This is a genomic window from Microcystis sp. BLCC-F210, from assembly GCF_042134685.1.
GTDB lineage: Bacteria > Cyanobacteriota > Cyanobacteriia > Cyanobacteriales > Microcystaceae > Microcystis > Microcystis aeruginosa_D.
Window position 1 is genome coordinate 2,660,729 of record NZ_CP169647.1, and the last position, 25,739, is coordinate 2,686,467.

Annotated in this window: 29 protein-coding genes and 7 pseudogenes; 8 read left to right on the forward strand and 28 right to left on the reverse strand. The window is 40.4% G+C overall.

Features of this window, described 5'->3' with window-relative positions; all coding sequences use genetic code 11:
- Positions 1–146 precede the first annotated feature (146 nt).
- Positions 147–398, forward strand: a pseudogene (locus ACE3JL_RS12810) (hypothetical protein); the annotation flags it as partial.
- Between the two features lie 407 nt (positions 399–805).
- On the opposite strand, the pseudogene ACE3JL_RS12815 reads toward ACE3JL_RS12810, so the two are convergent.
- From ACE3JL_RS12815 to ACE3JL_RS12880, 14 genes and pseudogenes are all read right to left on the reverse strand, one after another.
- A pseudogene (locus ACE3JL_RS12815) lies at positions 806–1,543 on the reverse strand (IS1-like element ISMae3 family transposase).
- A 543-nt stretch (positions 1,544–2,086) separates the two neighbouring features.
- Positions 2,087–3,655 carry an IS1634 family transposase gene (locus ACE3JL_RS12820; protein WP_375327634.1) on the reverse strand — a complete coding sequence of 523 codons (1,569 nt, stop codon included), beginning with the start codon at positions 3,653–3,655 and terminating at the stop codon, positions 2,087–2,089.
- 853 nt (positions 3,656–4,508) lie between these two features.
- Positions 4,509–5,225, reverse strand: a pseudogene (locus tag ACE3JL_RS12825) (DUF1156 domain-containing protein); the annotation flags it as partial.
- Between the two features lie 41 nt (positions 5,226–5,266).
- The gene (locus ACE3JL_RS12830) at positions 5,267–5,623 is read right to left on the reverse strand and encodes a type II toxin-antitoxin system PemK/MazF family toxin (protein WP_271988149.1); all 357 of its coding nucleotides are present in this window, start codon (positions 5,621–5,623) and stop codon (positions 5,267–5,269) included.
- Positions 5,598–5,894: a hypothetical protein gene (locus ACE3JL_RS12835; RefSeq protein ID WP_271988148.1), complete on the reverse strand. Its 297-nt coding sequence runs from the start codon at positions 5,892–5,894 to the stop codon at positions 5,598–5,600. Before ACE3JL_RS12835 ends, ACE3JL_RS12830 begins: the two co-directional genes overlap by 26 nt.
- A complete protein-coding gene (locus ACE3JL_RS12840; RefSeq protein WP_271988146.1) occupies positions 5,891–6,061 on the reverse strand; it encodes a hypothetical protein in 171 nt (56 codons plus the stop codon). Before ACE3JL_RS12840 ends, ACE3JL_RS12835 begins: the two co-directional genes overlap by 4 nt.
- Before the next feature lie 36 nt (positions 6,062–6,097).
- Positions 6,098–6,511, reverse strand: a complete 414-nt coding sequence (locus ACE3JL_RS12845; protein WP_271988144.1) for a type II toxin-antitoxin system VapC family toxin — start codon at positions 6,509–6,511, stop codon at positions 6,098–6,100.
- Positions 6,508–6,738: a hypothetical protein gene (locus tag ACE3JL_RS12850; protein WP_271988142.1), complete on the reverse strand. Its 231-nt coding sequence runs from the start codon at positions 6,736–6,738 to the stop codon at positions 6,508–6,510. Before ACE3JL_RS12850 ends, ACE3JL_RS12845 begins: the two co-directional genes overlap by 4 nt.
- 90 nt (positions 6,739–6,828) lie before the next feature.
- Positions 6,829–8,001 (reverse strand): RNA-guided endonuclease TnpB family protein, encoded by a 1,173-nt coding sequence (locus ACE3JL_RS12855; RefSeq protein ID WP_271988140.1) that lies wholly within the window; start codon positions 7,999–8,001, stop codon positions 6,829–6,831.
- A pseudogene (locus ACE3JL_RS12860) lies at positions 7,979–8,580 on the reverse strand (IS607 family transposase). The gene ACE3JL_RS12855 and the pseudogene ACE3JL_RS12860 overlap by 23 nt, the downstream one beginning before the upstream one ends.
- Positions 8,581–8,774: 194 nt before the next feature.
- Positions 8,775–9,428, reverse strand: a complete 654-nt coding sequence (locus tag ACE3JL_RS12865; RefSeq protein ID WP_375327635.1) for a YqiA/YcfP family alpha/beta fold hydrolase — start codon at positions 9,426–9,428, stop codon at positions 8,775–8,777.
- Positions 9,429–9,439: 11 nt separating this feature from the next.
- The gene (locus ACE3JL_RS12870) at positions 9,440–9,745 is read right to left on the reverse strand and encodes a DUF2973 domain-containing protein (RefSeq protein ID WP_375327636.1); all 306 of its coding nucleotides are present in this window, start codon (positions 9,743–9,745) and stop codon (positions 9,440–9,442) included.
- Between the two features lie 99 nt (positions 9,746–9,844).
- Positions 9,845–10,249, reverse strand: a complete 405-nt coding sequence (locus ACE3JL_RS12875) for a DUF2605 domain-containing protein (protein WP_316577026.1) — start codon at positions 10,247–10,249, stop codon at positions 9,845–9,847.
- Positions 10,250–10,264: 15 nt separating this feature from the next.
- Entirely contained in the window at positions 10,265–10,891 is a 627-nt protein-coding gene (locus tag ACE3JL_RS12880; protein WP_375327637.1) for a TenA family protein, read from the reverse strand.
- A gap of 460 nt (positions 10,892–11,351) precedes the next feature.
- Between ACE3JL_RS12880 and ACE3JL_RS12885 the strand changes: the two genes are divergently transcribed.
- Both ACE3JL_RS12885 and ACE3JL_RS12890 read left to right on the forward strand, forming a co-directional pair.
- On the forward strand, positions 11,352–11,558 hold the full coding sequence (locus ACE3JL_RS12885; RefSeq protein WP_002732891.1) for a hypothetical protein: 207 nt from the start codon (positions 11,352–11,354) through the stop codon (positions 11,556–11,558).
- Between the two features lie 41 nt (positions 11,559–11,599).
- The gene (locus ACE3JL_RS12890) at positions 11,600–12,499 is read left to right on the forward strand and encodes an amino acid ABC transporter substrate-binding protein (protein ID WP_271992912.1); all 900 of its coding nucleotides are present in this window, start codon (positions 11,600–11,602) and stop codon (positions 12,497–12,499) included.
- A gap of 108 nt (positions 12,500–12,607) precedes the next feature.
- Here ACE3JL_RS12890 and ACE3JL_RS12895 read toward each other — a convergent pair whose 3' ends face one another.
- Positions 12,608–12,952, reverse strand: a complete 345-nt coding sequence (locus ACE3JL_RS12895; protein ID WP_271992910.1) for a DUF86 domain-containing protein — start codon at positions 12,950–12,952, stop codon at positions 12,608–12,610.
- Positions 12,949–13,242, reverse strand: a complete 294-nt coding sequence (locus tag ACE3JL_RS12900; protein ID WP_193956115.1) for a nucleotidyltransferase family protein — start codon at positions 13,240–13,242, stop codon at positions 12,949–12,951. Before ACE3JL_RS12900 ends, ACE3JL_RS12895 begins: the two co-directional genes overlap by 4 nt.
- Positions 13,243–14,089: 847 nt before the next feature.
- Between ACE3JL_RS12900 and sipA the strand changes: the two genes are divergently transcribed.
- Positions 14,090–14,302 (forward strand): regulatory protein SipA, encoded by a 213-nt coding sequence (sipA, locus tag ACE3JL_RS12905; protein WP_043995397.1) that lies wholly within the window; start codon positions 14,090–14,092, stop codon positions 14,300–14,302.
- Positions 14,303–14,433: 131 nt separating this feature from the next.
- On the opposite strand, the gene ACE3JL_RS12910 is transcribed toward sipA, so the two are convergent.
- The 11 genes from ACE3JL_RS12910 to ACE3JL_RS12960 form a co-directional block, all read right to left on the reverse strand.
- Entirely contained in the window at positions 14,434–16,032 is a 1,599-nt protein-coding gene (locus tag ACE3JL_RS12910; RefSeq protein ID WP_375327638.1) for a peptide ligase PGM1-related protein, read from the reverse strand.
- A 159-nt stretch (positions 16,033–16,191) separates the two neighbouring features.
- Positions 16,192–16,320 (reverse strand): photosystem I reaction center subunit IX, encoded by a 129-nt coding sequence (psaJ, locus tag ACE3JL_RS12915; protein ID WP_002738148.1) that lies wholly within the window; start codon positions 16,318–16,320, stop codon positions 16,192–16,194.
- A gap of 45 nt (positions 16,321–16,365) precedes the next feature.
- Entirely contained in the window at positions 16,366–16,860 is a 495-nt protein-coding gene (locus ACE3JL_RS12920) for a photosystem I reaction center subunit III (protein WP_002748906.1), read from the reverse strand.
- Positions 16,861–16,992: 132 nt separating this feature from the next.
- On the reverse strand, positions 16,993–17,412 hold the full coding sequence (locus tag ACE3JL_RS12925) for a secondary thiamine-phosphate synthase enzyme YjbQ (protein WP_002748905.1): 420 nt from the start codon (positions 17,410–17,412) through the stop codon (positions 16,993–16,995).
- Positions 17,413–17,422: 10 nt separating this feature from the next.
- The gene (cobA, locus tag ACE3JL_RS12930; RefSeq protein WP_375327639.1) at positions 17,423–18,223 is read right to left on the reverse strand and encodes a uroporphyrinogen-III C-methyltransferase; all 801 of its coding nucleotides are present in this window, start codon (positions 18,221–18,223) and stop codon (positions 17,423–17,425) included.
- A gap of 173 nt (positions 18,224–18,396) precedes the next feature.
- Positions 18,397–18,630 (reverse strand): type II toxin-antitoxin system Phd/YefM family antitoxin, encoded by a 234-nt coding sequence (locus ACE3JL_RS12935; protein WP_002781055.1) that lies wholly within the window; start codon positions 18,628–18,630, stop codon positions 18,397–18,399.
- A 349-nt stretch (positions 18,631–18,979) separates the two neighbouring features.
- Positions 18,980–19,261: a hypothetical protein gene (locus tag ACE3JL_RS12940; protein WP_375327640.1), complete on the reverse strand. Its 282-nt coding sequence runs from the start codon at positions 19,259–19,261 to the stop codon at positions 18,980–18,982.
- A 145-nt stretch (positions 19,262–19,406) separates the two neighbouring features.
- Positions 19,407–19,598: a hypothetical protein gene (locus ACE3JL_RS12945; RefSeq protein ID WP_375327641.1), complete on the reverse strand. Its 192-nt coding sequence runs from the start codon at positions 19,596–19,598 to the stop codon at positions 19,407–19,409.
- Between the two features lie 119 nt (positions 19,599–19,717).
- The gene (locus ACE3JL_RS12950; RefSeq protein WP_375327642.1) at positions 19,718–20,050 is read right to left on the reverse strand and encodes a hypothetical protein; all 333 of its coding nucleotides are present in this window, start codon (positions 20,048–20,050) and stop codon (positions 19,718–19,720) included.
- A 440-nt stretch (positions 20,051–20,490) separates the two neighbouring features.
- Positions 20,491–20,763 carry a hypothetical protein gene (locus ACE3JL_RS12955; protein WP_271992903.1) on the reverse strand — a complete coding sequence of 91 codons (273 nt, stop codon included), beginning with the start codon at positions 20,761–20,763 and terminating at the stop codon, positions 20,491–20,493.
- Positions 20,760–20,987, reverse strand: a complete 228-nt coding sequence (locus tag ACE3JL_RS12960; RefSeq protein WP_002750228.1) for a hypothetical protein — start codon at positions 20,985–20,987, stop codon at positions 20,760–20,762. Before ACE3JL_RS12960 ends, ACE3JL_RS12955 begins: the two co-directional genes overlap by 4 nt.
- A gap of 437 nt (positions 20,988–21,424) precedes the next feature.
- Here ACE3JL_RS12960 and ACE3JL_RS12965 point away from each other — a divergent pair, with 437 nt between their 5' ends.
- The 4 genes and pseudogenes from ACE3JL_RS12965 to ACE3JL_RS12980 form a co-directional block, all read left to right on the forward strand.
- Entirely contained in the window at positions 21,425–22,834 is a 1,410-nt protein-coding gene (locus ACE3JL_RS12965; protein ID WP_375329613.1) for an IS4 family transposase, read from the forward strand.
- A gap of 228 nt (positions 22,835–23,062) precedes the next feature.
- Positions 23,063–23,224, forward strand: a pseudogene (locus ACE3JL_RS12970) (arginase family protein); the annotation flags it as partial.
- A 296-nt stretch (positions 23,225–23,520) separates the two neighbouring features.
- Positions 23,521–24,769: pseudogene (locus ACE3JL_RS12975) on the forward strand (ISNCY family transposase).
- 324 nt (positions 24,770–25,093) lie between these two features.
- Positions 25,094–25,258 (forward strand): annotated as a pseudogene (locus tag ACE3JL_RS12980) (arginase family protein); the annotation flags it as partial.
- A gap of 85 nt (positions 25,259–25,343) precedes the next feature.
- On the opposite strand, the gene ACE3JL_RS12985 reads toward ACE3JL_RS12980, so the two are convergent.
- Positions 25,344–25,607: a DUF433 domain-containing protein gene (locus ACE3JL_RS12985; protein WP_002757287.1), complete on the reverse strand. Its 264-nt coding sequence runs from the start codon at positions 25,605–25,607 to the stop codon at positions 25,344–25,346.
- Positions 25,608–25,739: the final 132 nt, after the last annotated feature.

A 25,739-nucleotide genomic window follows, 5' to 3' on the forward strand; every position in this document is an offset into this window, starting at 1 on the left:
GGTTTCTTTGAGAAACTCTTTGAGAAACCCGTTTTCTTTGAGAAACCCGTTTTCTTGTAATAAATGTTAATTTTTGTGATAGAATCCTTGAAAAATTGGCGATTGTTCCCACAAAATAGTCGCAGTAATCTTTCTAGGTCAGCGTCATGACTTCTACCCTGTTGCCGATTCTTCCTGCTGTTGACGATATTTTGTTCAATTTTGCTCAATCTGATGGTTTTTGGGCAAATTTGGAAACCGCTTTTGGCACAAGTTATGATGTGGTTAAAGCGACGCAATTACGACAACAGTGGCAAAGTCGAAATTTCAGTCAACTCCCCCCAATTGAGGTACTCAGTGATGAGGTTTTAGGGACGGCGAATGGTGCTTGTGCGATCGCTCTTAAGGAGATTTACTTAGGGTTAGCTGAATATCAGTGAAAGCTTTGCTAGAAAAGGGTTTAGGTTTTTTGGTCAAGAAAAGTACCAGAAACAAACTGAGAGTAGTTCACACTCTTATTTAACGGTGGTGGGCAATGTCTATCCTGGGAAAAACTACGGGGTGAGCGATATCGGTCTTCGGGCATTTAAACGAATCCCGCACGGGCCTGTCGCGGAGGAGCGTGCGAGCCGGTAATTGGTAGAGCGACCCGTGGTTGTGTCCTTAACGGTGAAAGTGATCGAGTCATCTGACGACTGTTCGATACCGGCCGGTCCCCCTAGAAAAGCCCCCTCTCTAACGGTAGCGACCGGTTTGAAAGCGCCTTGTATTTCCACAAAAAGGGACTGACGGGTAATTCCCCAGGCGTTGCTGAATTAAGGTATGATTAGGCAAAATGGCGAGCATTCAGAGGAAAATAACTTCTGTTATTTGAATAAGGAACTGGAACATCCTCAAATTTTAGGTAGTGAATTAGTAATCGAATTGAATGTCTGAGCATTTGTTCAGACTTGGAATAACAAAGAGTTTTTCGATGTAACCTGGCTAAATAATGTCTTAGTCTAGTATTTTCTCCCTCTACTCTGGTCATATAAGTTTTGCTAATAATCTGGTCTCCGTCGGGGATAAAATTAGGGTAAACTTTCCATCCATCTGTCACATAAAAATGACATTTCCACTGACCAACAACTTTCCATAAGTCCGCAAAAGTTTTAGCACTATGATCACCTAAAACCCATCCTAAAATCCCTGTTTTAAAGTGATCTACCGCTGTCCATAACCAGATTTTGTTTTTTTTGAGCCGACAAATGTTTCTAATTCATCTAATTCTCCCACATCGGGAATTGTTTGTGGGTCATAATAATCCGGTAAGAGTTCGCCGACTTGTTTAACCCAATTCATAATTGTCGTATGATGAACGTTTTTAACCCTTTCAATGGCTCGAAAACCCAGACCATTAACATACATTTTCAGACATTCCCGTTTCATTTCTTCAAAAATAACCTCTCTGGGGTTCATAAACCTCTATAAATTGTCTTCCGCAGTTCACACAAATATAGTTCTGTTTTCCTTTTTTATGACCATTTTTATTGATATGATTGGATTGACATTCAGGACATTGCATAATTTCTGAGTTTGATAATGGGTATTTTTGGGTGATCGCCTTCCTCCTCAATCATACCCTAAATCAGCAACGCCGATTTTTTTTCTGTGGTAATAGTGATGTGGATTCAACAGTTGCGTTGACATCCTCACCGCCTTGATCGGACGGTGATTCTGGGCAGATCAAACAAACTTAATTGAACGACCTTCAGGACTGTTGACGCTTCACTGGATGCCTCTACCTTAGCGGTAGTCTTACGCCAGGTCTGTTTCAAGTCTCCTAAAAACATCTTAGCACAAAGCCGTCGTCAGCTGTCCTGCATTTAAATGGTGGTGATTCGGTAGTAGTGATGGCGGCTTAATCCTTTGCTTTGTTGTGCATTGTAGTCATGGATAAAATACCAAAGGGTTCCCCAACGTGATTCTCCATTTTTTTAGAGAAAGATAGACTCTCTCTCACCAGCCGAGAAATCCTTTGTCGAAAGGTATTATTCCTGGACTTCCCCGTTGACAAAAAGCCATAATCTGTGCTGTAGAAAGGATTAAGAAAATTTCCAGCGCCCCGTTACTGGCTACAAATCAGGGAAACTTCCAATAAATCTAACGCTTTTTGTTGCAGTTGGGTCGGTCGAGTTATCTTAGAAAAACGATAACTTCCCTCCCTAATCGTACATTCCACTGTATTCAAGCAAATCGTCCCCAAGTCTTCCAACAAAGTCCGAAAACTATGCACAGGAAAGTTCTCTTGATTCCGTTTTTTTCTCTCTTTAGACTGAGCGGATTCACTGCGACTCGCTTTAATCACATTCAGAGAACCATCATCAATTTCTTCATCCTCAAATAACAAAGGAGCCAAGCACTGTTTTAAATGCCATTCCACATAATAAGCCAACATACATAAAAAGATATGAGCCTTGACTCTATCACCCTTATAATGATAGATAGGACGTACCTTTAAATCAATTGACTTATAACAGCGAAATGCCTCCTCCACTTGAGACAAACTTTTATAAGCTTTAACCGTCGTCGCTGCATCCATCAAGGTTGACTCCAGAGAAGTTCTTAACACATACACACCATCCAAAGCCATTTCTTGAGCGATTAATTCCCGCTTACGCTGATAAGAAAAGCCTTCCTCTGTTATCTCTAAGTTATAGTATTTATTGACCTTAAACTGATTAAGAACCTTACCGACTCTCAAAGCTATCTTATCTTGACCCTTTAAAGCTCTTTTCTCCCTTTGAGTCGCCTGAACAATCAAATCTAGTTCCTTCTCTACCGCCTCTAATAATGCCTCTCTTTGTAGTTGATTTTTCTGGGCGATTAAAGGATTCCGACAAGCAATTAATCTTTCGTCGGGATAATCTTCACTCTCAAATTCCACCAAGTTTACCTGCTCAAATAATCCTAATTGAATCACTTCTACCTCAGCCAGTTTCCGAATTTGAGGCTTAGTTAAACCAGTAATATAGTCTAATCCTTCTATGGGTTTTACTAATTCCTTGATTTTCGAGTTGGTTAAAATTCCTCTATCGCTTACCCAGACCACATTCTCAATCCCCCAACCCTTTCTGACTTTCTCAATTTGTCCGCTTAAAGTAGCACCATCTGAAGTGTTTCCTTCAAAGACTTCTACCGCTATCGGACAACCCTTAGCTGAACACAACAAACCAAAAACTATCTGAGTTCTCCCTTTCTTTTTATCTCGGTTATAACCATATTTTCCCAGTTCACAACCATCTCCTTCTAGGTAACTAGAAGTGACATCATACAAGACTAATGTTCCTGATTCTAAGTGTTTAAGTGCTAGGTGCTTCTCAATTTTCTCTTGTTTTTCTAATAACCAATCTAAGGCGTTATATAATTCGTCTTCATCGGCTTTCTCTAAGTCTAACAATTGTCCTAAACTCTGACTGCAAGTTTCGCTATTAAACCCTCTCGCTGTGGCTAATTTCGATTTAGGATTGATGATTCTTGCCACAATCATTGCCACCACTAAGTTTCTGATTCGTGAGGATTTTTCACTGATTATTTTATCTAAACCTAATTTTTTAATCGTCTCTAAAATAGCCATCACATGACCATGAGGAAGACTTCTAATCACTTCAAAATGATTGGGAATGCCTTCATTCATGGACAGTGTTGCTCCTTTAAGAGCCAGTTTTAGATTGTCGATAATATCATCGGGTAATTTTGAGAGATTGGCCAGGGTTCTTTGGCTCTTCGGTTTGTCTTATGCAATGGACGGGGGTTATAAGGGATGGAACCCTTATATAGAAAGGCATTTGGCGATTTTTGTCAATTGTTTTTCATCTAGAGCGAACTCATCAATTAAGTCTGTTGTCAGATAAGGATTTAGTCAATTTATGCCCCCCTATCGAACCATACCAAGTAACGAAGAGCCGGTTCTTTTTTTGACTTGATCTCCTTCTCGGTAGGACTCTCGAAGAAGAACAGCGGGGGGAGAATTACGGTTAGGAACTTTTTCTATATACATGGCTATCATTTTAGCAAATAGAGAGAATTCTTGTCCATTAAGAAATGTTACAAATTACGGCTCTTCGGGACTTGGTATGGTTCGATATGGGAGCATAAATCGACTAAATCCTTATCTGGCAAGAGACTTAATTGATTAGTTCGCTCTAGATCAAAAATAATTGACAAAAATCACTAAATGCCTTTCTATATAAGGGTTCTATCCCTTATAACCCCTGTCCATTGCATAACAGAAACCCAAGAACCCAAATTACATGGGTATATTAAGAAAAGTTAAGGGGGTGCATCCATTGATGGATAAGGGTTTTCGGCTATTATGGTATATATGTATGGGGGAAGTTCAGCTATAGTAAGTTAAACTGATCACGCAAAGAATAAGAGAGCCATGACCGAATCCAGATAGGGAAATTTCCCGATATTCACTCCGGTTCAAAAGAATGATTATTAAATTTCAAAGTCCGACAATTCTCCGTCACTGTCCGCACCACATCAAAAGCCTCATCCCGCATCCATTGCCCGTAATAGCGCACATCTGCGGCTAATCCCTGGTCCCCATCCCAGGAAGAAATCTTTTGTTTTTGACGAGAATCGGGATTAACCGGCGGTTTATACTGAAACTTGGGCGGAATCTCAATCAAAGCCTTAGTAATCAACACCGCCACCAGATTGAGGTCACTACCGTGGGCCTGCAATCCCAAGCGCTGGGCCTCAAGAGGAATGGAACCACCACCACAAAACGGATCATAGGCAGGGGGGGCATATTTAGCGATATAGTCGCGTATAGCATCCGGTTTAGTGGGGGGTTCTTGGCCACGTTCCCAAGCTAAACAGCGAGCAATTTCTCGCTGTGCTTCTAGCAATACTGCTGAGTTAGGCTGATTAATCTCATCCCAAGATACCAAACCTCTAACCACCTGCTTAATGTTGCCTTTTTTGTCCTTTTCAAGGTCAATCCTGCCCAAAATATCAAACAATCGCTGCCGTTCCTGATTCTGTGCTTCTTCCGTGGGAAATTTCTCTGGCCAACTGGAGGGATCATCCACCAAAGAAGCCCATAAAACCGCCCGACAAGCCGCTAAAGGTCGCCTAGCCCACCAAAGATGTAGAGTAGAGGGATGACCGTGCCGAATCGACTTTTCCCGTGCCGATTCGACGTTAATCGCTTCTAGGGGTAGGGCCACTTCAATGAGTTTTTTACGGTAGGTCATGGAAGATAAAAGAACCACAAAGGCACAAAGGACACAAAGGTTTAGTTGAGCTTAAATAATTGTTTGAGAGCTTTCTCTACAATACTTCGATCGGTCACTGTCAATTTGCCGATGCGCTTGACAATTAGTGAATGCTCTAGGGTAAATAACTTCATGCGGACAATAGATGGAGTTTTTAATCCGGCCACTTGTAGATTGGTAATCCTTACATCAAGCAACCAAGAAGAATGGGTTGCCGTTGTAATCATTGCCATAACGCTACGACCAACAGAAGTATTGAAAGCGATCGCATCAGACAAAATCAAAGCTGGTCGTCGTTTAGTGGCATTTATATCAGTGAAAGGAAAGGGAACAACGACAACATCAAACTGTTCATAAATCACTGTAGGCGCATTCATCAGCCTCTGACTCCCATTCACTCATCATAGATGAAATTCCCTTGAGATATTCCCTATCCGCAGGCTCAAGAGTTTCGTCGTATCGAGAGGGTTCTTTTTCGCGTAACGGATATAAATTAGACGCTGATTTATTAGTAATAATTTTATCTGGCTGAGTTTTGGGATGCGATCGTATGATCACTTCCACCGCGTCTCCAGCGTGAAAAGGTAATTCTTTCAATAATACCGTCCCATCTTCAGTTAAAACTGTTTGTATTTTGTAAGTATTCATAATTGAGACTCTTGACATAAGGAACCACAAAGGCACAAAGGACACAAAGGAAGGGTTGTTTGTTGGGGAGAGGGTTTGTATTCGTTGGCTAGTCCGTAATCTTTGGACAGGAGGTGACTAGACGATTGTAGGCGATCGCGTCGGTAGTCCAATTTTTTCTGGCGCATAAGCTATAAATAGGCGAGTTCTTTGGCTAAAAGGAATCACTTAAGCGTGTTTACGTCGGGGTAGGCAAGTATTTTTTCATCTACTGTCAGGAGGGGACAATTATGAACCTTCGCTGTGGCGACAATAATTTGGTCGGCTGGATCGTTATGAAATCCAGCAAGTTGAGTTGATTGCACGATAATGGGTAACGTCAGTGGAAGTAATTGAACACCTGGATAAGCGGTCGCAACGCGCTCGCTACGCGAGATCGCATAATTGAGCCACTCATCGACCGGATAAGATAACTCCACTCGGTTCTTCTCAACTAATTTAGCAACTTCCCAGCAAGAAAAAATACTAACTCCAAGCTCACTAACCTGATGCTCTAAAATTAATTGTTCTAGCCGTGCTGTGAGACGTGAGCTACTGTCAACCCACCAGAGCCAAATATGAGTGTCCAAAATAATCATTTTAGAACTTCCCAGTCTTCTGGTGGAATAGCTGGTTCAAAGGGATCATCATAACGAAGGACAGAACCTTTCAAGGAATGTATTAGTTTTTCCTGACTAGATGATGACGATGTTTTAGATTGCCCTAAAATAATAATTTCCACCGCATCTCCAGCGTGAAAAGGTAATTCTTTCAATAATACCGTCCCATCTTCAGTTAAAACTGTTTGTATTTTGTAAGTATTCATAATTGAGACTCTTGAGATGTGGTTAATTCCCTTAGTGTCCTTCGTGCCTTTGTGGTTCAATCATATCCGTTCTATTAAACTTACTCAAATCTACTCATGAGCAAATTTGACGTTAACTTCCTGCTTCACTGTAGTAGTGTCGGCACTATCTACTCTACAAGCTGACACGGTGGAACTCACCGCCAAAGAAGCTAGATTTAGACTAGCGTTCAAGTCTCGACCGCAAACTGCATGGCATTGTTCACACTCAAAAACTCTTTCAGTTAAAGATAGAGACTCTTTCTTGTACCCACAATTGGAACAGGTTTTACTACTAGGAAACCACCTATCGGCTATGATTAATTCCGAACCATACAACTGAGTTTTATAATCAAGTTGTCTTCGGAACTCGTAAAAACCCATATCCTGAACGGCTTTAGCTAATTTGTGATTAGCCATCATCCCAGACACATTTAAATCCTCAATTACTATCTTTCCGTGGTTCTTGGCTAAATAAGTGGTGAGTTTATGTAACGTATCTTTACGGATATTAGCTATTTTAAAATGAAGTTTAGCTATTTGCCGTTGGGCTTTGTTCCAATTATTTGAACCTTTTACCTTATGTCGGTTCAAGTATTGAAGTCTGGCTAATTGTTTTTCGTATTTACGATAACTTTTAGAGCCTTCAAACGTCTCCCCTGTCGATAAAGTAGCTAAAGATTTAATTCCCAGATCACAACCAACTACATCATGAGTTTTATTGGTTGTTTGCTGTTCAACTTCCATCTTAAAACTAATAAACCACCTATTAGCTTTTTTACTAATAGTGACAGATTTTGGCTGGTATCTATATGGTAGCCGCTCGTAGGTTTTTAACCAACCAATCACAGGAACTTTTATCTTTTGATGGGCAACTTTAATGCTCCCATCTAAAGTGAAACTATCCTGTTTACCTTTCTTCTTGAAATTTGGTGGTTTGGCTATCTTCTTGCAGCATCTTTTCCAAGCATCGGATAAAGCTCTTAACGCCCATTGGGGAGCGCATTTAGACACTTGATAATACCAATCATGCTCTGATTTTACCAATGCTACCAACCATTTATGAAGGTCAATAGCCGTAGGAAACTTGATTTTTTCATCAGGGTTAGCTTGATTATGGTCTAAAATTTGCTTGGTTAAAGCCAAACCCCAATTCCAAGCATGACGTGCGGTTCCTGCGTGTTGGGCTAATAATGAGCGTTGTTGATTATTTAGTTTTAACTCAGTCTTGAATCCTAGTAGCAACGTCTCTTAACTCCTCTACGATTTTTCTATTTTTATGGCTTCTAGAGCCATACAATCTAGCGGAAAATAACGTAATAATCTCTAAGACATCTTCTGCTAAATCCTCCTCAAATGTACTGTCTTCAGTTCGATTAATAATGACAACTTCAGTCCCGAATTGCTCACACAGACTAAAGATTAATTCACTACCAAATCTAAGTAATCTATCCTTATGAGTTAAGAATAATCTCTCTACTTTACTATCAACAATCAACCGAATTAATCGCTTTAATTCTTTTTTGTTGTAGTTAAGTCCTGAACCTAGGTCGTCTATAATTTCAACTTGCCAACCGTTTTGAGCGCAAAACAGTTCGACAACTTCTTTTTGACGTTCTAAATCCTTCTTTTGGTCATGACTAGAAACACGGCAATAGCCAACAGTATAAGAGAGATTCTCTTTTAAACCAAGCAACTGAGAAATTGTATAACGACGATGCCCATTAGCAGTCCGTTCTGGAATTAGTTTACATCCCAACGCCTTAACGTCGATACGCTTACACCTTTCAATTTAGCGGCTTCCGATATGGTTAACTTACTCATAGAACGGTTATAGCACAAGTCATGAGTAATTTTGGCTAATATTAGTTAGGTTTTTGGCTTCTGTATTTACCCAGCAATTCTCATTTTAAGGTTTCATGACATTAAAACCCTTGCACCTAGAGGGGTTAATAATTCTTAACGAATCTCTAGATCGCTGAAACAACGCAAAATCGTTTCAAAATGAGAATTGCTGCCTAAAGACCGATGTCTAGAAATAATTGCATTTCAGCCCAGATTCTTGTCAAAACATCGGTAAGGGCATGATCGCTATCTAATTCGATTAACTGTACCCAAGGACGAGAAAAAGCATAATGGCGACTATTTTCTAGGGCAATCACCTCATCGTCACTGCCATGAATAATCAGGGTGGGGAGCTGCCTGATTAACTTTTCTTGGGGATAATTAGCTAAGTCCTCAATAAACTTGTAATAAATCGGCAGATAACGACGATAACCGTGGTGATAAACCGATAAACTCCCAGATTTTTGCCAATTGGCTAGGGTTTTCGCTCCCAATTGTCCTAACCAAATCGGCCCGAAATTAAAAGCGGGAGCTAATAAAACGAGCCTTTGCACCTGAAAATAAGTTTCTGCCAGCCAAGCTGCCGTTAAACCGCCAAAACTGGAACCAATCAGTGTAACGGGAAACTGACATTGTTCAATCAATTGGCCGACTTGAACAATCTGACGAGTGAGCGTTAAGCTAGAAAAGTCATCACTGTTAAGATCGGGAATTTCCATTGCTAAACCCCTCTTTTGCCAACAATGTCTCAAAAATTGCGCTTTTGTTGATTGGGGGCTAGAAGCAAAACCGTGTAGATAAATATATCTGTTTTCAAGGACTGCCATTCTAGAACCAATTAGATTTCTTCATCTTGCTCTTTGGTATTACTGGGAGAAGAATTATAAATGGCATCTAACTGTTGACGAGCATCTTCGACAGTTAGAGAACGAATCACTAACAGAGGTTCATTAATCGGTTGTCCGGCCTCGTCCAAAAGTTCCGGATGGGAAGTCATGGGATAACCGTAGGGATTATAGGAATTAGCCGATTTAGCAGGACGTTTCTGGGAATCCATGCTGACAGTAATCAGACTCCGAATTAAATTATTAATGGTCAAAAAAGCGATAACTGTGAAGGCGAGGATATAGAGCAGATGTAACATTGGCCGAGTCTCCCATGAATTATGTGTGAATATTCCTAATTGACAAAACTTTATGCTAAAAATTCGCTCAACTCTCTAGCTTACCAAAAAAGTTTCAGGTTAAGCGTCAGTTTGAGGAGATTGATATTCTCCCCAACCCTGTAATCGACGACGACTGCTGACCCCCCAACACTCTGCCACCAGCTGGTGCCAAGGCAATAACATCTTAGCCTCGATACCCACCTGACCACCTGTGGTTTTAAAGAGTAAATGAGCCGTGGCCACCTCCTGTTGAGCGTTTTTGACTCTTGCTAATAAATCGTTTTGTTCCTCGAGGCTGAGAAAGGATAATCTCTCGGATTCGAGGAGAAGACGGGAACGGGAAAACCAATAGGTGAAATCCTCTAGTAGAGGTTCCAAGATGGTTTTCAGGAGTTCGTTTTCGGCGGGTTGCGAAGGGAACATTATTTTTATAATGACGATTTTGCTTACCTTAATCTTAGCGTTATTTATATTTCTTAACATTGTGACGGGAAAATTTTAAGATTTGCCCCGGCTGTAGGCGGCACTAAAGAAGTCCTGTTCACAACTAAGGGCATAACGATAGGATAAAGAGATATTTTCGGTCATCGGGGCGTATTTATCGGCTAATTCCTCTAACTGGCTTGCTAAAGCGGCGAATTCATCCCCACTATAACTATCAATCCAAGCTTGATAGGGATTCTCAGAAATCGGCTCTAAGGCTAATTGTTGACCCAGATAAGCATAAAGACGCATACAGGGACTCATGGCCACGGCAATCGCACCGATGTCACCCATCCAAGCGGTAGCGAGAAGAAAATCCGTATAGCGACGGGTGGCATTAGCGGGCTGAACCTTTCTCAGGTCAACCCCCCACTGTAAAGCATAATTTTCATGTAATTCTAATTCCTTTAATACCCCCGCCGCTAACCGATGAAAGCTAGTAAATCCCTGCCAATCGGGAGCTTTAGCAGCGGCGATACTGTAAGCACGGGCGAAAGATTCCAGAAAAAAAGCATCCTGACCGACATAAAAAGCGAAACAGTCCCGTTTAAGCTCTCCTGTGGTGATACCTCGCACAAAAGGGTGTTCTAGACAAGCTTGTACTATATCTTGATGGCTCTGCCAAAGTTGCTGACTAAGCATGGGAAAATACTAATTAGGTGGACGTGGGAATTATGAATTATGAATTATGAATTATGAATTATGAATTAAGTAGTCGTGCAAAATTAATTTCCTAGTGAAGATAGGCAAGAGGCAAGAGGCAAGAGCGGGGTTAGATATGTGTAATTAATTTTGCTTAGGTACTTATGAATTATGAATTATGAATTATGAATTATACTAAATCCGTTGAGTATAGGCTACATATCAGGAAAGGCACTCATGCAAGAGGCAAAAGCCAAAGGGTAGAATAAATAATCAGTTTTTAATAACTGGATTTAGTATTATGAATTAGGAAGTCGGGAGTATTTAAGGTTGGTTAACTAGAGTTCGGCATCTCACAGGGTGACAGAGAGCCTGAGTTGTCACAGTTTCATTTCCTTGACCCAAACTGACGTTAACCCTGTTATGATACAGATAACTGACCAAATTGGAATTAAAAACTATGCGACTTAAGCGATGGGAGTCCCCCCGCCGTCAGGGACGTAACGACAAAGGCAAGGGTGGTTCGGCCCGACAGCGACAACTGAAAAAACAATTTAAAATGTTGTCCAAAAAACTGAAAGGGGGAGAGAGTAACATCTCTCCTCTTTTTTTGTCCCCAGCAATCGCCGCTAAAAAATCTTCCTCTGGGAAACTCTCAGTCTCCTGAAACAGTCCCAGACTTGAGCCACTTTCAGATTAGGGAAAAAAATGAAGCGTACACTTGCCGTCATGACGATGACAGTAGCTTTAACCGTCACCAGTAACCATTCTAGCCTTGCCGGAGCAATCTTCGATCGCATTCAAAAAACTGGGGTAATTACTGCCGGCGCTCGTAAAGATGCTATTCCCTTTGGTTTTGTCAACTCCCAAGGCAAGTGGGTGGGTTACAGCCTTGATATGTTAGAGTTAATTCGCAAGGAAACCGAACGGAAGTTAGGAAAACCAATTAAATTAAAAATTGTTGAGGTTACTCCCCAAAATCGTTTTGAAAAGTTGAAAACAGGGGTTATCGATATCGAATGTGGCTCCACTACTTTTACTTGGAAAAGAGAAAATGAAGTGGATTTTTCCGTTAGTTACTTTGCCGGTGGTACTCAATTGTTAACCCGCAAAGGTAGTAATCTCGATGACATCGGTAGCTTGGCAGGCAGACGCATTGGAGTGATTGCCAATACTACTAATGAAGCGGTAATTAAAACCCAACAACCCGCCGCTATTTTGGTCAAAGTTAAAAACCGTGGCGAGGGTTTACAAAAACTAGAAATGGGAGAAATTGATGGTTTTGCCAGTGATGGCATTACCCTAGAAGGTTTAAGGAAAAGTGCTAAAAGTCCCAATAATTTAGCCATAGTTCCCTCCTATCCCTACGCCTACGAATCCTATGCCTGTACTTTACCCGAAAATGATTCTAAATGGCGCGATACAGTGAATTATACACTATTAAAATTCATGGAAGGGATCGTCAGTGACCAACAACAAGCGGTGACAATTTATGAACGTTGGTTTGGTGAAGATGGTATTGTTCCCTATTCCAGAGAAACTATTAATGATTATTTTCAAGGCATTGTCAACACCTACGAATGGATTCCTTTAACTATATTTCCCTAAAATCAAAACCTTTTTAGGGAAAGGTTCAAAAAGGCACTCTTGCAAGTGGGAATTATGAATAGGGAAGTAGGAAGTGGGGAGGTGGGTTTTTAAAGAAGGCAGGAAAATTTATTGTAATTTCTCAATGATACTGATAATGATTCTCTTTAGCTGAGGGAGATTGTTTTGAATCACTTTCCAGACGACTTTTTCATCAATGGCCCAATATTCATGAACTAATTTATCCCGCATACCCGCGATGTTTTTCCAAGGAATATTGGGATAATTAACTCTCACTTCATCAGGAATATTTTTGACTGCTTCCCCGATTATTTCAATTAATTTTACTGCCGAAAGAAAGATTTCTATCTTAGTGGAAAATTCTGCAAATCTTAGATCCTGAGTCATCTTTTCTAGTTGACAAATTGCCTCTAGAATGTCTTGCAGGAAATCTCTAAATTCCCGTTGCGTCATACATAAATAACCTCGGATAAAATTCTTTCTCTCCTTTTTCCTTTTAAGCCATTTTTACTGATAACATCCGCTTTTACCTTAAGTAAATCACTTAAATAATATTCCAGATCTACTAAATCTAGTAAACTAGGCGGTTCTGTATAATCTATCAGAATATTAACTTGACTATTTTCCTGCACTTCTCCTTTTACATAATCTCCAAAAATACCTAATTCACTGACATGATACTTTTCTTTTACTAAGGACTTAACTTGACCCAAAATCGCTTTAATTTCTTCTAAATTTTTCATGATGCTTACCTTCTAAGATAACGGAAAAGATTTCTACCCTACTGATCAAAATTTTATTTCCTGTATCTGTATTGTAGCAGATATCGGATGAAAGAATACACCATACTCCTTGAAATCATGAGAATTGAGAGAGTTAGTCCAAAAATACCCTCTCAATTGACTGAATTAAGAGGCGATCGCAAGTTTTTTATTAATGGTTTTTAGGAGACTTTTGTGGTTTCCTTTTCTGAGGGTTTGGAGGGTTTTAGTTTACACTTGAGGGTTATCTCCATACTTTCACCCGCATTATATCAAAATGATAATCATAGCTCCAAACAGGTAGGTCTAATTCGATTGAAATGATAGCAGTCAAAGCATCAACAATAGTAATAGTTTGATCAGGAAATTATTTAGCTTTTGCTATGACCGCGAAATACTGATCTTCTGTCAGATTGATCAGATTAGCAGATTCTAAGCAATTTTGTGTGAAATGAGTGGCTTGTTCAAATCCTAATCTATATAGAAGCAAGCTCTAAATTCGGCTCTCTTCGGTTTGGTGGGTAAAATGTATTCTAAGGTACAGTCCTGCTGGCGAGCGAGTGGAGGGAACCATAAAGACACAAAGGACACAAAGATTGATCGATCATATTGTAAGTTAAACTTATCACACAGAACCTAGAAGAGCCTAAATTCGGCTAAAACAGCGTCATGATTGATGGATGTGTCAGTATAGCCACTTCCTTTGGGTGTGGGAGATAAGTGAAAAGATTTTTTCGGTTTGGATAAATAGCCTTTCGCTATTAAAAATGATTCTATATTTGAAATATGCTAATTTAGAGGATTATCACGATCGCATCTAGCCAGTACCATGAGTGAAATTAGCGTCGGGGGAAAAGTCCGTCTGATTGCCATTCCCCCTTACCTGAAAACCGCCGATCCTATGCCTATGTTAAGGCCGCCGGAGCTACTCAATATCGACGATATCGGCACGGTTATCGATCGCCGGCCGGGGGGTTATTGGGGTGTAAAATTCGATCGAGGCTCATTTCTGCTCGATAGCAAATATTTAGAAGCCATTTAAACCAGTTAAGTGCATTGCAGTCAAGACAACTTTTAACCAAGGTAAAACTATCGGTCATTGGCTGCCAGAAACTGCCTGCTTGGATGATTAAATCTCTGAGACAAAAAATTATACCCAGTCAATCAGTCTAGTTATATCCAAGTGATCGGTAATCCAGAATAATAACCTAAATTTATGGAACTAGGCTCTGTTTCCCAATCTAAAACCTGTTCCACACGCTGATAAATTGCCGCCGCTTCCTCACTAGAATTGCCGATACAAGTTAACCCTAATTTACCAAATTCTGATAGCGCACCCATGAGATGAAAAACTGTTCCCGTTTTACTGCTACTATCAAAATGTAAGTGATGTTTAGCAATAATATCCATTAAATCATCGGGAAGTAAACCTTTGTATTGGGGTTTGTGGAGATTATCGGAGGCAATATAGTATTTTTCCTGGTGAGGTTGACTGAAAAATGATCCAGTTTTTTGATCGTATTCACCATTAGTTAAAAGCTTCAAAGTCATAAAAGGATGGGTAGTTCCTCCTTTTCGCAGATTAATTTCGATCGCCTGTAAATCCCAGACTAAAGTTTCTGGATTTTTCACCGCGACGAAATCAACTCCATAGCGTTCAATTGCCCCCTTGGCTGCTAGAATTTCCCCTATTTTTAGGCCTAATTCCTGTAATTGTAGGCGATAATTTTCATCAGCAGGAAAATGACAACCTAGATAAATTTGACCATCGGGACCTCCTAAAATTTGATCGTGAGTGGAAAGAATATTCACTTCCCCCGTGGGTGTAATATAACCTTGCACACTCGGCGATCGCTTTTCTTCTCCTTCAATAAAAGCTTCGACAATTCCCCCTAATTCAACAATTTTGCCAGAAAAACTCTCCCAATTTTCATCGCTTGCTTGAAAACTCATCTTGTCTAATTGTTTAGCCAAAAGATTCATTCTCTCGCTTAAATCTAGACTGTTACTATCAACAATTTCCCCTAAAGGACGTAAATCTAAAACCGCATTTCCTTCTCCCGATAACCCCTCATTTAACTTCACTACCATGCGTTTTAGTTGAGGTTGACGGGACCACAAACTAGCGGCTTCGTATAACAAATCCTTGACCGTATTTACCTGTAAACTACCGTCAGGATGGGGAATATTACCTTGACCAAAAATCTCGCGACTGCCACTTTTAGAACCCCAATACAATAAATCTGGACTACAGGCAAATAAAGGAATATCTAATTGTAAAGACAATTCTCGCTCTAAATTAGTAGAATTAAAACAAACCATATAGGCCCGATCTCGACGCAACGCTTGCCGGATTCTTGCCACTAAGCGCGGTCTTTCCAGAATTTTTTGGGTTAAAGGTTGAAAAGAGTTATCGTGAGTTGTCAGTAATAACAGACGATTATTAGCATGGGAAAAAGGAATCCCCGGCAACAATTGCAGGTAATAATCAATCACCATCCGCGCCAGTGGCTGCGCTGTTACATAGATTAAACGGGTTTTCGGGTGTCGCAACCGAATCAGAGAAAATAATAATCTTTCTTCGTAATGTAAAAACCCCGCCACTTTTTGACCGACTCTCTGATCGATACTAAAAGAAGGGACAACTAGAATATCATAATCGCATTCATCCGATTCGGGAACATTTTCTCCCTGCCAAATCTCTTTTAATTTTTCTTGTAATTCTTGATACCGCATCCGCTTTTCTAGCATCAAATCTCTATCTAACAGCATGGTTTGTCCCACCTCTGGGGTTGCAGATACCTGTATCTTATCGATTTTGAGAGCCTGTCGTCTCCAGTGCCTTTCTTTTCTTAATATTCCCCTGTGATCATTGCCATTAAAAAGGGATACAGTGGACTCTGTATCCCTTTTAATCACCTGAGATTGGCTTTAACCTAGCGGGTGGAATAAGAGATCGGGATAAAAGCGATTAAATTCGATTAAAATCCCGGCAGTGAAAGTCAGCAGCGCCATAATTAACACGGGTGCGGACGAGAGAAATTTAGTAAGTCCTTCCATCTGAGTTCTCCTAGGGAATAAAAAGTCAAGGGTTTGACACAAAAATTAACGAGGGGAAACGGTGATTTCCGAATCCTTAACGGTTAATTTACCGGAAGTGGCTTCTTGTAAAGCCGCCAAGGGCCAGAGAAACCCCGTTAACATTTTGCTGAGAGCGAGGGGAACATCGATGATGATTTCCTTCATTTCCGCATCTTTGCTGTCGCGCACGGCGATTAAATAGGCCCGACCAACCCAACCGATCCAACCGGTAATGTACAGGAATAGGATGCTAGGGATAAAGAAATCGCCCATGTGGTCCCAACGACCATCCACAATTAGGTGTGGATAGCCTTCCGGTCCACAGAGAGCTTGGGAGTAGGTTTGAGCGCGTTTGGCTCCCGATTCGGGGTCAGGAGTGGTGTTGCGGAAACTCTTCGCTTTTTGTAGGAAAGCGGGATTTTCGCTACAAGGGGTCAGATTGGACAAATCAGCCGACGCTGGAGCGGCAAAGGTGAACCAGAGGGATAGCACCAGGGCCAGAGCGAACAATTTTCGCATAAATTGTTTCCTTTTGTTACGAAATATGAAGTTCTTTGTTCAAAAAGCGAACAATTTGATCGTACACGGAAAAAATCTTACTCCGATGAGGGGTACGAGTAAAGTTTCTATTACAAAACTATACGCAAAGCTTCAGATCCCAGTGATATGAACCACCACTTGTCTTTGGTGACGACTCTGACGGTGTTCCCAGAGATAGATACCTTGCCAGATGCCTAAAACTAATTTACCCCTAGCGATCGGGATTTGTTCCGATGTCCGGGTTAGGACCGAGCGAATGTGAGCGGGCATATCGTCTGGCCCTTCGGTAGAGTGATAGTAGAGACTGCTATCTTCCGGGACTAACTTGGCGAAGAAATTGGCCAAATCGGTGAGAACATCGGGATCGGCATTTTCTTGGATCAGCAAAGAAGCGGAGGTGTGACAGACAAATAGACTGCATAATCCCGTCGTTATGCCCGATTCAGCCACGATCGCTTCTATGGGGGCAGTGAGACGATGGAAATTCTTGGGACTGGTGGTAATCGTCAGGGATTTTTGATATTGACGCATGGCAACCGAATCAGAGAGAAATGGGGGTAGGGGGGATTGTCCTGGAGAGCAAAGGTTGTCCCGCTTGCAAGAGATCGTGAAGGTTCACCACTGCCCCGATAACAGCGATCGCTGGGGCTTCAAAGCCGGTGGCTTCGATCTGGTCCATAATCGTGCTGAAAGTACCGATTAACTGCTGTTGTTGCGGTGTTGTTCCCCAGCGAATCAGGGCGATCGGTGTTTCTGGACTTCTGCCCGCCTTGGTTAACTCGCCGATAATATAGGGTAAATTATGCACACCCATGTAAACAACAATTGTTTCCGCACCATGGGCGATCGCTGACCAGTTAACTTGAGGACGATATTTACCCGCCATCTCGTGGCCGGTGACGAAGGTAACGGAGGAACTATAATTGCGATGGGTGAGGGGAATACCGGCGTAGGCAGGCACGGCAATTCCTGAAGTGATCCCCGGCACGATCTCGACGCTAATTCCGGCCGCAATCAGATCGAGCATTTCTTCACCCCCGCGACCGAAAACAAAGGGATCACCCCCCTTGAGACGAACAACCACGGCATTAGTCTGGGCCTTTTGGATCAGTAAAGCGGTGATTTCCTCCTGTACTAGAGAATGACGACCGCGACGCTTACCCCCATGGATTTGTTCGGCCCTGGGGTTAATCATGGCTAGAATCGAGGGGCTGACTAGGGCATCATAGAGGACAACATCGGCATTTTCTAGGAGAACTTTCGCTTTTAAGGTCAACAAACCGGGATCCCCGGGACCCGCACCGACGAGATAGACCTTACCGCAACTTTCTGATTGATTCATAGATACTGGGGAGAAAATTCTTGCTTCGATCGAATGCGCTTGATCCCTACTTTATTGTGATTGGGGCAAAATTTGGTATTTTTGGCTACAGTCACTCGGCGATCATGCGCTTTCTTCATGAAGAATTATGATCTTAACATTACTTAACCTTTAATCTAGCGATCGCTCAGATCCTAAATCTTGTTTAACAGGTGAAGACCTTCCGGCAAAGGATCATCGAAATCATCTGGAACGGTAAACTCGCCTGCACACAAACCAAATGGTCGCAATTGCTTACTACTGGCAATAGGTCTAAGTTCAGCGATCGGCTTATCAGATCTAACAATGACAAGCGTTTCACCTGCTTCTACTTGACGAAGATATTTCAAGGGATCGCGTTGTATTTCATCAACAGTGACGTTCAACATTAGATTACCTCAGTGCAAACTTGATGGACAGTTGTCAACGGTTTTTCGATTCAAGTAATCAGACTATTGACTACATAATTGCAGCATTGAAATAAAATTAAATGGTTTTGGCTCATGTAATTGCGCGATTGAACATTGCTTGAAGCACATTCTTTCGTTCAAGAGTTGCTGTGTCTAGCATGGCTGATCCTAGATTGAAAGGTATAATTTAATTGCATAGCGCAATAATTTACTCTAGTCTAGCTAAAAAATTGTCATCGTGTTCAAATTACTGTTTACATAAGCAAAAATAAGATGCGTTACATTTCATGAACGCACCCTACAATATCGGCGATTGCGCTCAGATTAATTAATCTGCATTATTACCTCTAGAGCCAAAGTAAAAACCAAGGGCTGTACCAATTAAACCTGTCTGAGCGGTCAATATAAATGTGATTAAATCTTTCACCAATGAACTTGTCTTATCGAATGACTCTATCTTCTTTTCATCTATAAAACCCGACATAACTGTCAGAATTATGATTAATCCAAAACTTGCAGTTAAGGTTCCTGCTAAGATTTTTATCAAAAAAGTCGCTAATTGTGAGCGAGTCGTCTCTTGTCTCTCTTCAAGCTTAATACCCGTTTCCACCGGGAGCATCTCACCTTTGCAATAAGCATAAATACTTAGTAGAAAAATAGGCTTTTCGAGGGTAATTCTTGTTTTAATTCTCCATGTACGCGGTCTTTAAAAGCCTCTATTTCGTTCCAAGACACGATTAAGAGTGGCTTTTAGGCTAAGTATAATTACTCATCGCGTAAGTGAGATGCTCCCTTTCCACCTGAGATGGCAACAAGTTTTTAATATCAACCTCTTGAGTCTGAACATAACGCTTAATCATTTCATCATTTGGAAGATCAGGAGTGCCATTTTCTTCAGAGGAAGATTCAGGGAGAGGTGCTTTTTGCTTTTCAGGTTCGATTGGCATTATTTCAACAATCCAGAAATACTTAAGTAGTCGTGCAAAATTAATTTCCTAGTGAAGATAGGCAAGAGGCAAGAGGCAAGAGCGGGGTTAGATATGTGTAATTAATTTTGCTTAGGTACTTACTTCAAAACAATCTCCCCAACAGAGTTATCTTTGCGTTTCACTAACAACTTATCCCCTTGGCTGGTTGTGATGTCATAAATATATGCCGCGATCGCCACAGCTTTTTTTAACGCAACTTCAGGACTGATACCTTGCTGCTCTGCAAGCCAGATAAGGAGATTAGCGACTTCGCTATCCATCAAAACACTTTTTGCGGCTTTATCAATACCCACCTGAAAAATTTCCGATTGATTGATAATGCCTGTTCCACGTTGGGAAATGCCATAAACGTTCTGCTGAGAAGTATCAATGATTCTAGTATTATCCCCAGATTGAAGTTTGTCTGCCATAGCCCTAAATCCTTTAAATCTCGTTTCATGTATAGTATAGCTCTAGCAGACAGTATGAATTAAATCTAGATCCTTCCCCATGCCTGGAATCAAAGGAATTGGAAATTGAGCTTCTAGAGTTAATCTTGAATGCTGTCTAAACAAACAGTTCAAGCTGCATAACTACATATTACACGGAAAATTTCTGTATAACACTCTCCAGAGTAACGATACGGGTCAACTTTCTGTATATTACTTCATTTAAGCGCAATCACCAGAACTTTTCCCTATATCACCCCCAAAAGCTTGTTAGCCAGATTAGCTTACTGCAAACAATCTCCTTTAAGGAAACTTATCACAGAAGCTTCCCAGAATTATAGCAAAGATTCTTAGATATGACTGCACTTTGTCACAAAATTTCACTATTATTTCGGGTGCGGTGATTTGTTAGGTTTCTTGGTTCACAACTTCTTTAACAATTTGTCATACTCTGGGTGAGAGCCTATCCAAAACCAAACAATTACATTCTTATTCTTGATTCTTCCTAGCGCTCTCCAACCTATACCGACTCTGATTGACCAGATCTGGTCTTCTTGATTGACCTCCTTAAATTCTAAGCTTGGATGACTTGGGTTATCTTTCCATAACTTGTAATTTTTTCTGGCTGTTCTTTTCACTCTTTCTGGTAGCTGTTGAAATAAGCCGATGAAATCTGGATTTAGTTCCGACTTCATAGCTGATCAAATCCCATTTCTTCAGTCTGTCCGTTTTCTGAATCCGCAATAGCTTTCTGAGCAAGTTCTTTGAGAATTAAGCTGTCTTGAGGTTTAGATAATGTTTCTTGCCATTTGATTTCATTTTCGATGTCTTCAATAAACTGCTCTGCCAGTTCGTCTTGAATTGCTTCTGGCAGTTCTTGAGCTTTTTGTACAGCTTTACTTAGAAGTGTTGATAACATTTCTTTTCTTCTCTTCTCTTGAAAATATAACTACATATTATAGGTCAACTTTCTGTATAAAACTCTCTGGGGTAACGATATGGGTCAACTTTCGGTATATCGCTCTATTTAGGCGCAATTGCCAGAACTTTTCCCTATATCACGCCCAAAAGCCTGTTAGCCAGATTAGCATCTTGTCAAAAACCTTGTTTAACTAAATTCGTGACAATTAGGCTCATTCTAGCGATGATTCTTCGATCTGACCGCACCTCTTGATAAAAATTGATAAGTAGGTAGGCGTTAAAAGTTATCAGATCCCCCCGCCTATCGGCACCCCCCTTATCAACTATCCATTAGTCAGATCTTTCTTAACAAAAAGAGAAGAAACTTAAAAAAAGGGGAAACGATTGATAGGTATAGTTTTGAAAGAAGGAATCAAGGTGGAGGTAAGCAAAAAAATGGAGAAATGGGCAGCCCAAGAATTACAGTATGCAGACCTAGGGGACACCAGAAGAAAGAAAAGGTTAATCAGTATCGTAGAAAACTTGGCCAGCCAACCTAGTACAAGTGTGCCACAAGCTTCGGGAAATCTAGCCGCAGCGAGTGCCACCTACGACTTTTGGAATTCCCCCTATTTTCACCCCTCAGATATAGTTGCCACCCAGGCCAAAAGTACAGTAGAAAGAATCAAAGAACATCCAATAGTTTTGGCAGTGCAAGACACAACAAGTTTAGACTTTACGACCCAAAAAGCCAAAAAAGGAATGGGTTATCTAGATTATAAAAAATCCTTTGGACTCAAAGTTCATACCACCTTAGGAGTGTCACCGCAAGGAATACCTTTAGGACTGATTAATCAATATGTTTGGGCAAGAGAAGAAAAGAATTTAGGGATTGCCAAGCAGCGAAAAAAAAGAGAAACCCAAGAAAAAGAAAGTCAAAGATGGTTAGATTCTGTATCAGAAACACAACAACAAATACCCGAAGATGTTCAAGTAGTAACAATCGGAGATTGTGAGGCAGACATATTTGATTTATTTGCCCAATCAAGAAGTCCTAACTCTCATTTATTAATTCGAGGAACTCATAACCGAAAAGTTAACTATCTCGAAGACAAGCAAAGGTCAGGGCATCCAGAGACTAAATATTTACATCAATCCATCAGAGAAATAAAAGCCTGTGGTAGCCTAGATGTGCAAGTAAAACGCAATCCTAATCACGAGGCTAGACTAGCTAAACTAACAGTTAGATTTGCCAGTTTTGAAATACAAGTACCTAGCCATCACTCGAAAGCGAACCCTCGTCAACCGGTCAAATTACAGGTAATTTTAGCTGAAGAAGAAAATCCGCCTCCCGGGGTTAATCCTATCAGTTGGCTCCTCTTAACTAGCCTAGACATTAGTAGCTTTGAATCAGCGATAAACTGCGTGCGCTGGTATAGTTATCGCTGGTTGATAGAACGCTATCATTTTGTTTTAAAAAGTGGTTGTGGATTAGAAAAACTGCAATTAGAAACGGGTCGGAGAATTGAGATGGCTTTAGCTACCTATTCAATTGTAGCCTGGAGATTACTCTGGTTAACTTATCAAGCACGCTTACACGGAGAGGAGAGTTGTGAAAGTTTTTTGGAAGAACATGAATGGCAATCTTTGTGTGCCACTATTCATAAAAAGAGTCCGCCGCCTGAAAAGCCGCCCTCCTTTAGGGAAGCGGTCAGAATGATTGCTTCTCTTGGGGGGTTTTTAGGTAGAAAAGGTGACGGTGAACCCGGTGTTAAAACTATTTGGTTGGGACTGCGAAGGTTACATGATATCAGCCAGACTTGGAAACTATCTCATCAAATTGGTCCCCCCATAGAACCCCCTTGAGCCATCTTGCACACTTTTCTCTTTTTGTCAAATTTTATGTTAAGAAAGATGTGACTAATGGATAGCTTATCAAGGGGGGCAGGGGGGATCGAACCTAAAATCCATTTTTAATTTAATTATAACCAGCTACTTAATTATTCGACCTTTAGCGATCGCTATCGGGGTATAGTTGTTTTTTGTTACAGCAGTGTGGAGCAGCCCAACTGATGGCTATATTTCCAGATTATCGCCCGCAGCAAACCAATAATTGCCGATGATAAATTTGTCGTCGCCGTCGGGGGTGAACAGGCTATCACCACAAGAGCAGTACAAGCTTATCGACAGGCTTTATCGGAACCTTTTACGGTGGTTCAAATTGATGCCCATGGCGATATGCGTTTTGAGTACGAACAGCAATTCTCATTTTGAAATAAATAGAGCATTAACCCCGATTTTGGCAAGGAAAATATAGTACGAAGCAACTATTTTCTAGAAGAGGCGAACAATAAAAAAAACAATTGGCTAGACAAATTAAGTATAAATACCCAAGCAATCAAAGAGGTTGGCTGAGAACGAACAGGGTTAAATCAGGAAGATAGTTCTGTTTTTAGAATAGAGAATTCAAGGGAAATAAAAATTTATAATTATTGTCAGCGAAGGTAAAATGGGTGAGATAGAAATCCACCAGCACGTCAAATTATTCCAAGATGGCTCAAAAAGCGGCAACCCTAGAAATTTCGGAATTAATGCAATTTTTACATCAAGAATTAGATGATTTACCCGATGAGAGGAAACCTGGAAATAATAGAAAATATGAGATAAAAGATGCCGTGATGGCTGCATTTTCAGTCTTTTTTACTCAGTCGCCGTCTTTTTTAGACCATCAACGTTTAATGAAAAGCAATAAGGGAAAAGATAATGCTGAAAGTTTATTTTCAATTAAAAAAATTCCTGGGGATAATCAAATAAGAAATTTGTTAGATCCAGTGCCAGCATCTAATATCTCTAGGACTTTTCAAAAAGTCTATGAATGGTTAAAAGAAAAGGGAGTTTTGAAAAAGTTTCTCTACTTAGATGGAGAAATATTAGTGGCGTTAGATGGCACAGAATATTTCTCATCCAAGAAAATTAATTGCCCTCATTGTAACTGTCGTAATCATCGAAATGGAACTACAACTTATTTTCATGGCTGTGTCACACCGATAGTAGTTTCTCCTAGGCAAAAACAAGTAATTAATTTAGAGCCAGAATTCATTAAAAAACAAGATGGACATCAAAAACAAGACTGTGAAAATGCGGCCGTTAAAAGATGGTTAAATAGGAATCATAAAAATAAGTATGGTTATCCTGTAACTCTTTTAGGAGACGACTTATATTCTCACGAACCTGTTTGTGAATTAGCGATAAAACAAGGTTATAATTTTATTTTTGTTTGTTTGGAAACGTCGCATAAAACTTTATATGAATGGCTAGAATTTTTAGAAAAAAGTGGCGAAGTTAGGACCGTTGAAAAGAAACAATGGGATGGACGAAAAAATCTAATTTATCGTTATCGTTATGCTTCTAGAGTTCCCTTAAGAGAGGGGGACTCAAGTCTCGAAGTTAATTGGTGTGAAGTGACTGTTATCAATGAAAAAACCCAGAAAACTATCTACCAAAATAATTGGATAACTAATCATAAAATCACGGAAAATAATGTCGAAGAAATTGTCAAAGCTGGACGTAGCAGATGGAAAGTTGAAAATGAAGGCAATAACGTTCTTAAAAATCACGGTTATAATTTAGAGCATAACTTTGGTCACGGTCAGAATCATTTGTGCGAGTTCTTATTGTCTTTAAATTTACTAGCTTTTTTATTTCATACCGTGTTGGATTTAGTTAATTACACCTATCAAAAGATTCGTGAGCTATTAGTAACTAGGACTTCTTTCTTTAATGATATTCGTACCCTATTAAAATTTATTTGGTTTAAGAATTGGTCGGAATTTTTCTCATTTATTCTAACCGAATATGTCCCATTTAAAAAAGTAAATTCTAGTTAAAAATGTCAATTTTTCGAGAGAAGGAAAGATTATTTTATTCATTGAAAAAACCACAAATTAGGTCAGAATTTCAGCTAAATTTATGAATTGAGATAAGTTTTTTATGGGCAGATATTTTAAAACTGTCTCTTGAAGCTAATTATGATGATTATCTTGAAAAAAAATGATAATTAGACAGAAGTTCTCTATGTGAACAAGAGAACTTTATCTTCTTTTGTTTTCAAAATGAGAATTGCTGGAGTACGAAGGCTCCCACCATAACCACGCCTGTGTGATGCGTCGGTTGTTAGAAATGGGTTTACCGACTTTACCCGTGGGAATTCGGGCTATTTGTCGAGAAGAAGCGGAATTAATCGCTAAACAGCAGATTCCCGTGATTTGCGATCGAGATATCGCCGGGGATGCGGAGTTATGCTACTTTCGCCAACACAACTGTGCATACCTCGTAATCGGCAAGCTCACGCTTTAACGGGCGTGGGGCGCATTCATCAAGCAGGATTCGCATAGGCTGTCAACATTTCCTTTGCTAATTCAAGGGCTGAGATCGCCTGTTCTCGACTGACACTGGGAAAATGGTCTAGAAATACCTCTAATGAATCACCAGCCTCAAGATAATCAAGTAGGGTTCTCATCGGCACACGAGTTCCTACAAAAACAGGGGTTCCCCCTAGAATATCGGGATCACTGTGAACAACACGGGATATTAATGCCATAACAAATATATCCAACTGGCTACTAGCTTTTATAGTCATTGTATCCTAAAGTCATTTATCGGCTCTATACAAGGTGAGGCTCAGGCATGGGACACTTCACTTGACTACTCTGCCTACATCTTGCCGCTAGACCCAAACTAACTTTTGGATACGATGCACAGTTGGCATTCA

What these genes read in the sequence shown, in the direction of transcription:
- ACE3JL_RS12950 (WP_375327642.1), bottom strand. Translation starts at nt 20,050, where the DNA reads ATGGCAGACAAACTTCAATCTGGGGATAATACTAGAATCATTGATACT.
- ACE3JL_RS12960 (WP_002750228.1), bottom strand. Translation starts at nt 20,987, where the DNA reads ATGTTATCAACACTTCTAAGTAAAGCTGTACAAAAAGCTCAAGAACTG.
- ACE3JL_RS12870 (WP_375327636.1), bottom strand. Translation starts at nt 9,745, where the DNA reads ATGTTACATCTGCTCTATATCCTCGCCTTCACAGTTATCGCTTTTTTG.
- ACE3JL_RS12945 (WP_375327641.1), bottom strand. Translation starts at nt 19,598, where the DNA reads ATGCCAATCGAACCTGAAAAGCAAAAAGCACCTCTCCCTGAATCTTCC.
- ACE3JL_RS12835 (WP_271988148.1), bottom strand. Translation starts at nt 5,894, where the DNA reads ATGAATACTTACAAAATACAAACAGTTTTAACTGAAGATGGGACGGTA.
- ACE3JL_RS12880 (WP_375327637.1), bottom strand. Translation starts at nt 10,891, where the DNA reads ATGCTTAGTCAGCAACTTTGGCAGAGCCATCAAGATATAGTACAAGCT.
- cobA (WP_375327639.1), bottom strand. Translation starts at nt 18,223, where the DNA reads ATGAATCAATCAGAAAGTTGCGGTAAGGTCTATCTCGTCGGTGCGGGT.
- ACE3JL_RS12890 (WP_271992912.1), top strand. Translation starts at nt 11,600, where the DNA reads ATGAAGCGTACACTTGCCGTCATGACGATGACAGTAGCTTTAACCGTC.
- ACE3JL_RS12885 (WP_002732891.1), top strand. Translation starts at nt 11,352, where the DNA reads ATGCGACTTAAGCGATGGGAGTCCCCCCGCCGTCAGGGACGTAACGAC.
- ACE3JL_RS12840 (WP_271988146.1), bottom strand. Translation starts at nt 6,061, where the DNA reads ATGCGCCAGAAAAAATTGGACTACCGACGCGATCGCCTACAATCGTCT.
- ACE3JL_RS12935 (WP_002781055.1), bottom strand. Translation starts at nt 18,630, where the DNA reads ATGTTGAACGTCACTGTTGATGAAATACAACGCGATCCCTTGAAATAT.
- ACE3JL_RS12830 (WP_271988149.1), bottom strand. Translation starts at nt 5,623, where the DNA reads ATGAATGCGCCTACAGTGATTTATGAACAGTTTGATGTTGTCGTTGTT.
- ACE3JL_RS12865 (WP_375327635.1), bottom strand. Translation starts at nt 9,428, where the DNA reads ATGGCAGTCCTTGAAAACAGATATATTTATCTACACGGTTTTGCTTCT.
- ACE3JL_RS12845 (WP_271988144.1), bottom strand. Translation starts at nt 6,511, where the DNA reads ATGATTATTTTGGACACTCATATTTGGCTCTGGTGGGTTGACAGTAGC.
- psaJ (WP_002738148.1), bottom strand. Translation starts at nt 16,320, where the DNA reads ATGGAAGGACTTACTAAATTTCTCTCGTCCGCACCCGTGTTAATTATG.
- ACE3JL_RS12875 (WP_316577026.1), bottom strand. Translation starts at nt 10,249, where the DNA reads ATGTTAAGAAATATAAATAACGCTAAGATTAAGGTAAGCAAAATCGTC.
- ACE3JL_RS12965 (WP_375329613.1), top strand. Translation starts at nt 21,425, where the DNA reads ATGGAGAAATGGGCAGCCCAAGAATTACAGTATGCAGACCTAGGGGAC.
- ACE3JL_RS12985 (WP_002757287.1), bottom strand. Translation starts at nt 25,607, where the DNA reads ATGACTATAAAAGCTAGTAGCCAGTTGGATATATTTGTTATGGCATTA.
- ACE3JL_RS12920 (WP_002748906.1), bottom strand. Translation starts at nt 16,860, where the DNA reads ATGCGAAAATTGTTCGCTCTGGCCCTGGTGCTATCCCTCTGGTTCACC.
- ACE3JL_RS12900 (WP_193956115.1), bottom strand. Translation starts at nt 13,242, where the DNA reads ATGAAAAATTTAGAAGAAATTAAAGCGATTTTGGGTCAAGTTAAGTCC.
- ACE3JL_RS12895 (WP_271992910.1), bottom strand. Translation starts at nt 12,952, where the DNA reads ATGACGCAACGGGAATTTAGAGATTTCCTGCAAGACATTCTAGAGGCA.
- ACE3JL_RS12850 (WP_271988142.1), bottom strand. Translation starts at nt 6,738, where the DNA reads ATGAATACTTACAAAATACAAACAGTTTTAACTGAAGATGGGACGGTA.
- ACE3JL_RS12910 (WP_375327638.1), bottom strand. Translation starts at nt 16,032, where the DNA reads ATGCTGTTAGATAGAGATTTGATGCTAGAAAAGCGGATGCGGTATCAA.
- ACE3JL_RS12955 (WP_271992903.1), bottom strand. Translation starts at nt 20,763, where the DNA reads ATGAAGTCGGAACTAAATCCAGATTTCATCGGCTTATTTCAACAGCTA.
- sipA (WP_043995397.1), top strand. Translation starts at nt 14,090, where the DNA reads ATGAGTGAAATTAGCGTCGGGGGAAAAGTCCGTCTGATTGCCATTCCC.
- ACE3JL_RS12925 (WP_002748905.1), bottom strand. Translation starts at nt 17,412, where the DNA reads ATGCGTCAATATCAAAAATCCCTGACGATTACCACCAGTCCCAAGAAT.
- ACE3JL_RS12820 (WP_375327634.1), bottom strand. Translation starts at nt 3,655, where the DNA reads ATGAATGAAGGCATTCCCAATCATTTTGAAGTGATTAGAAGTCTTCCT.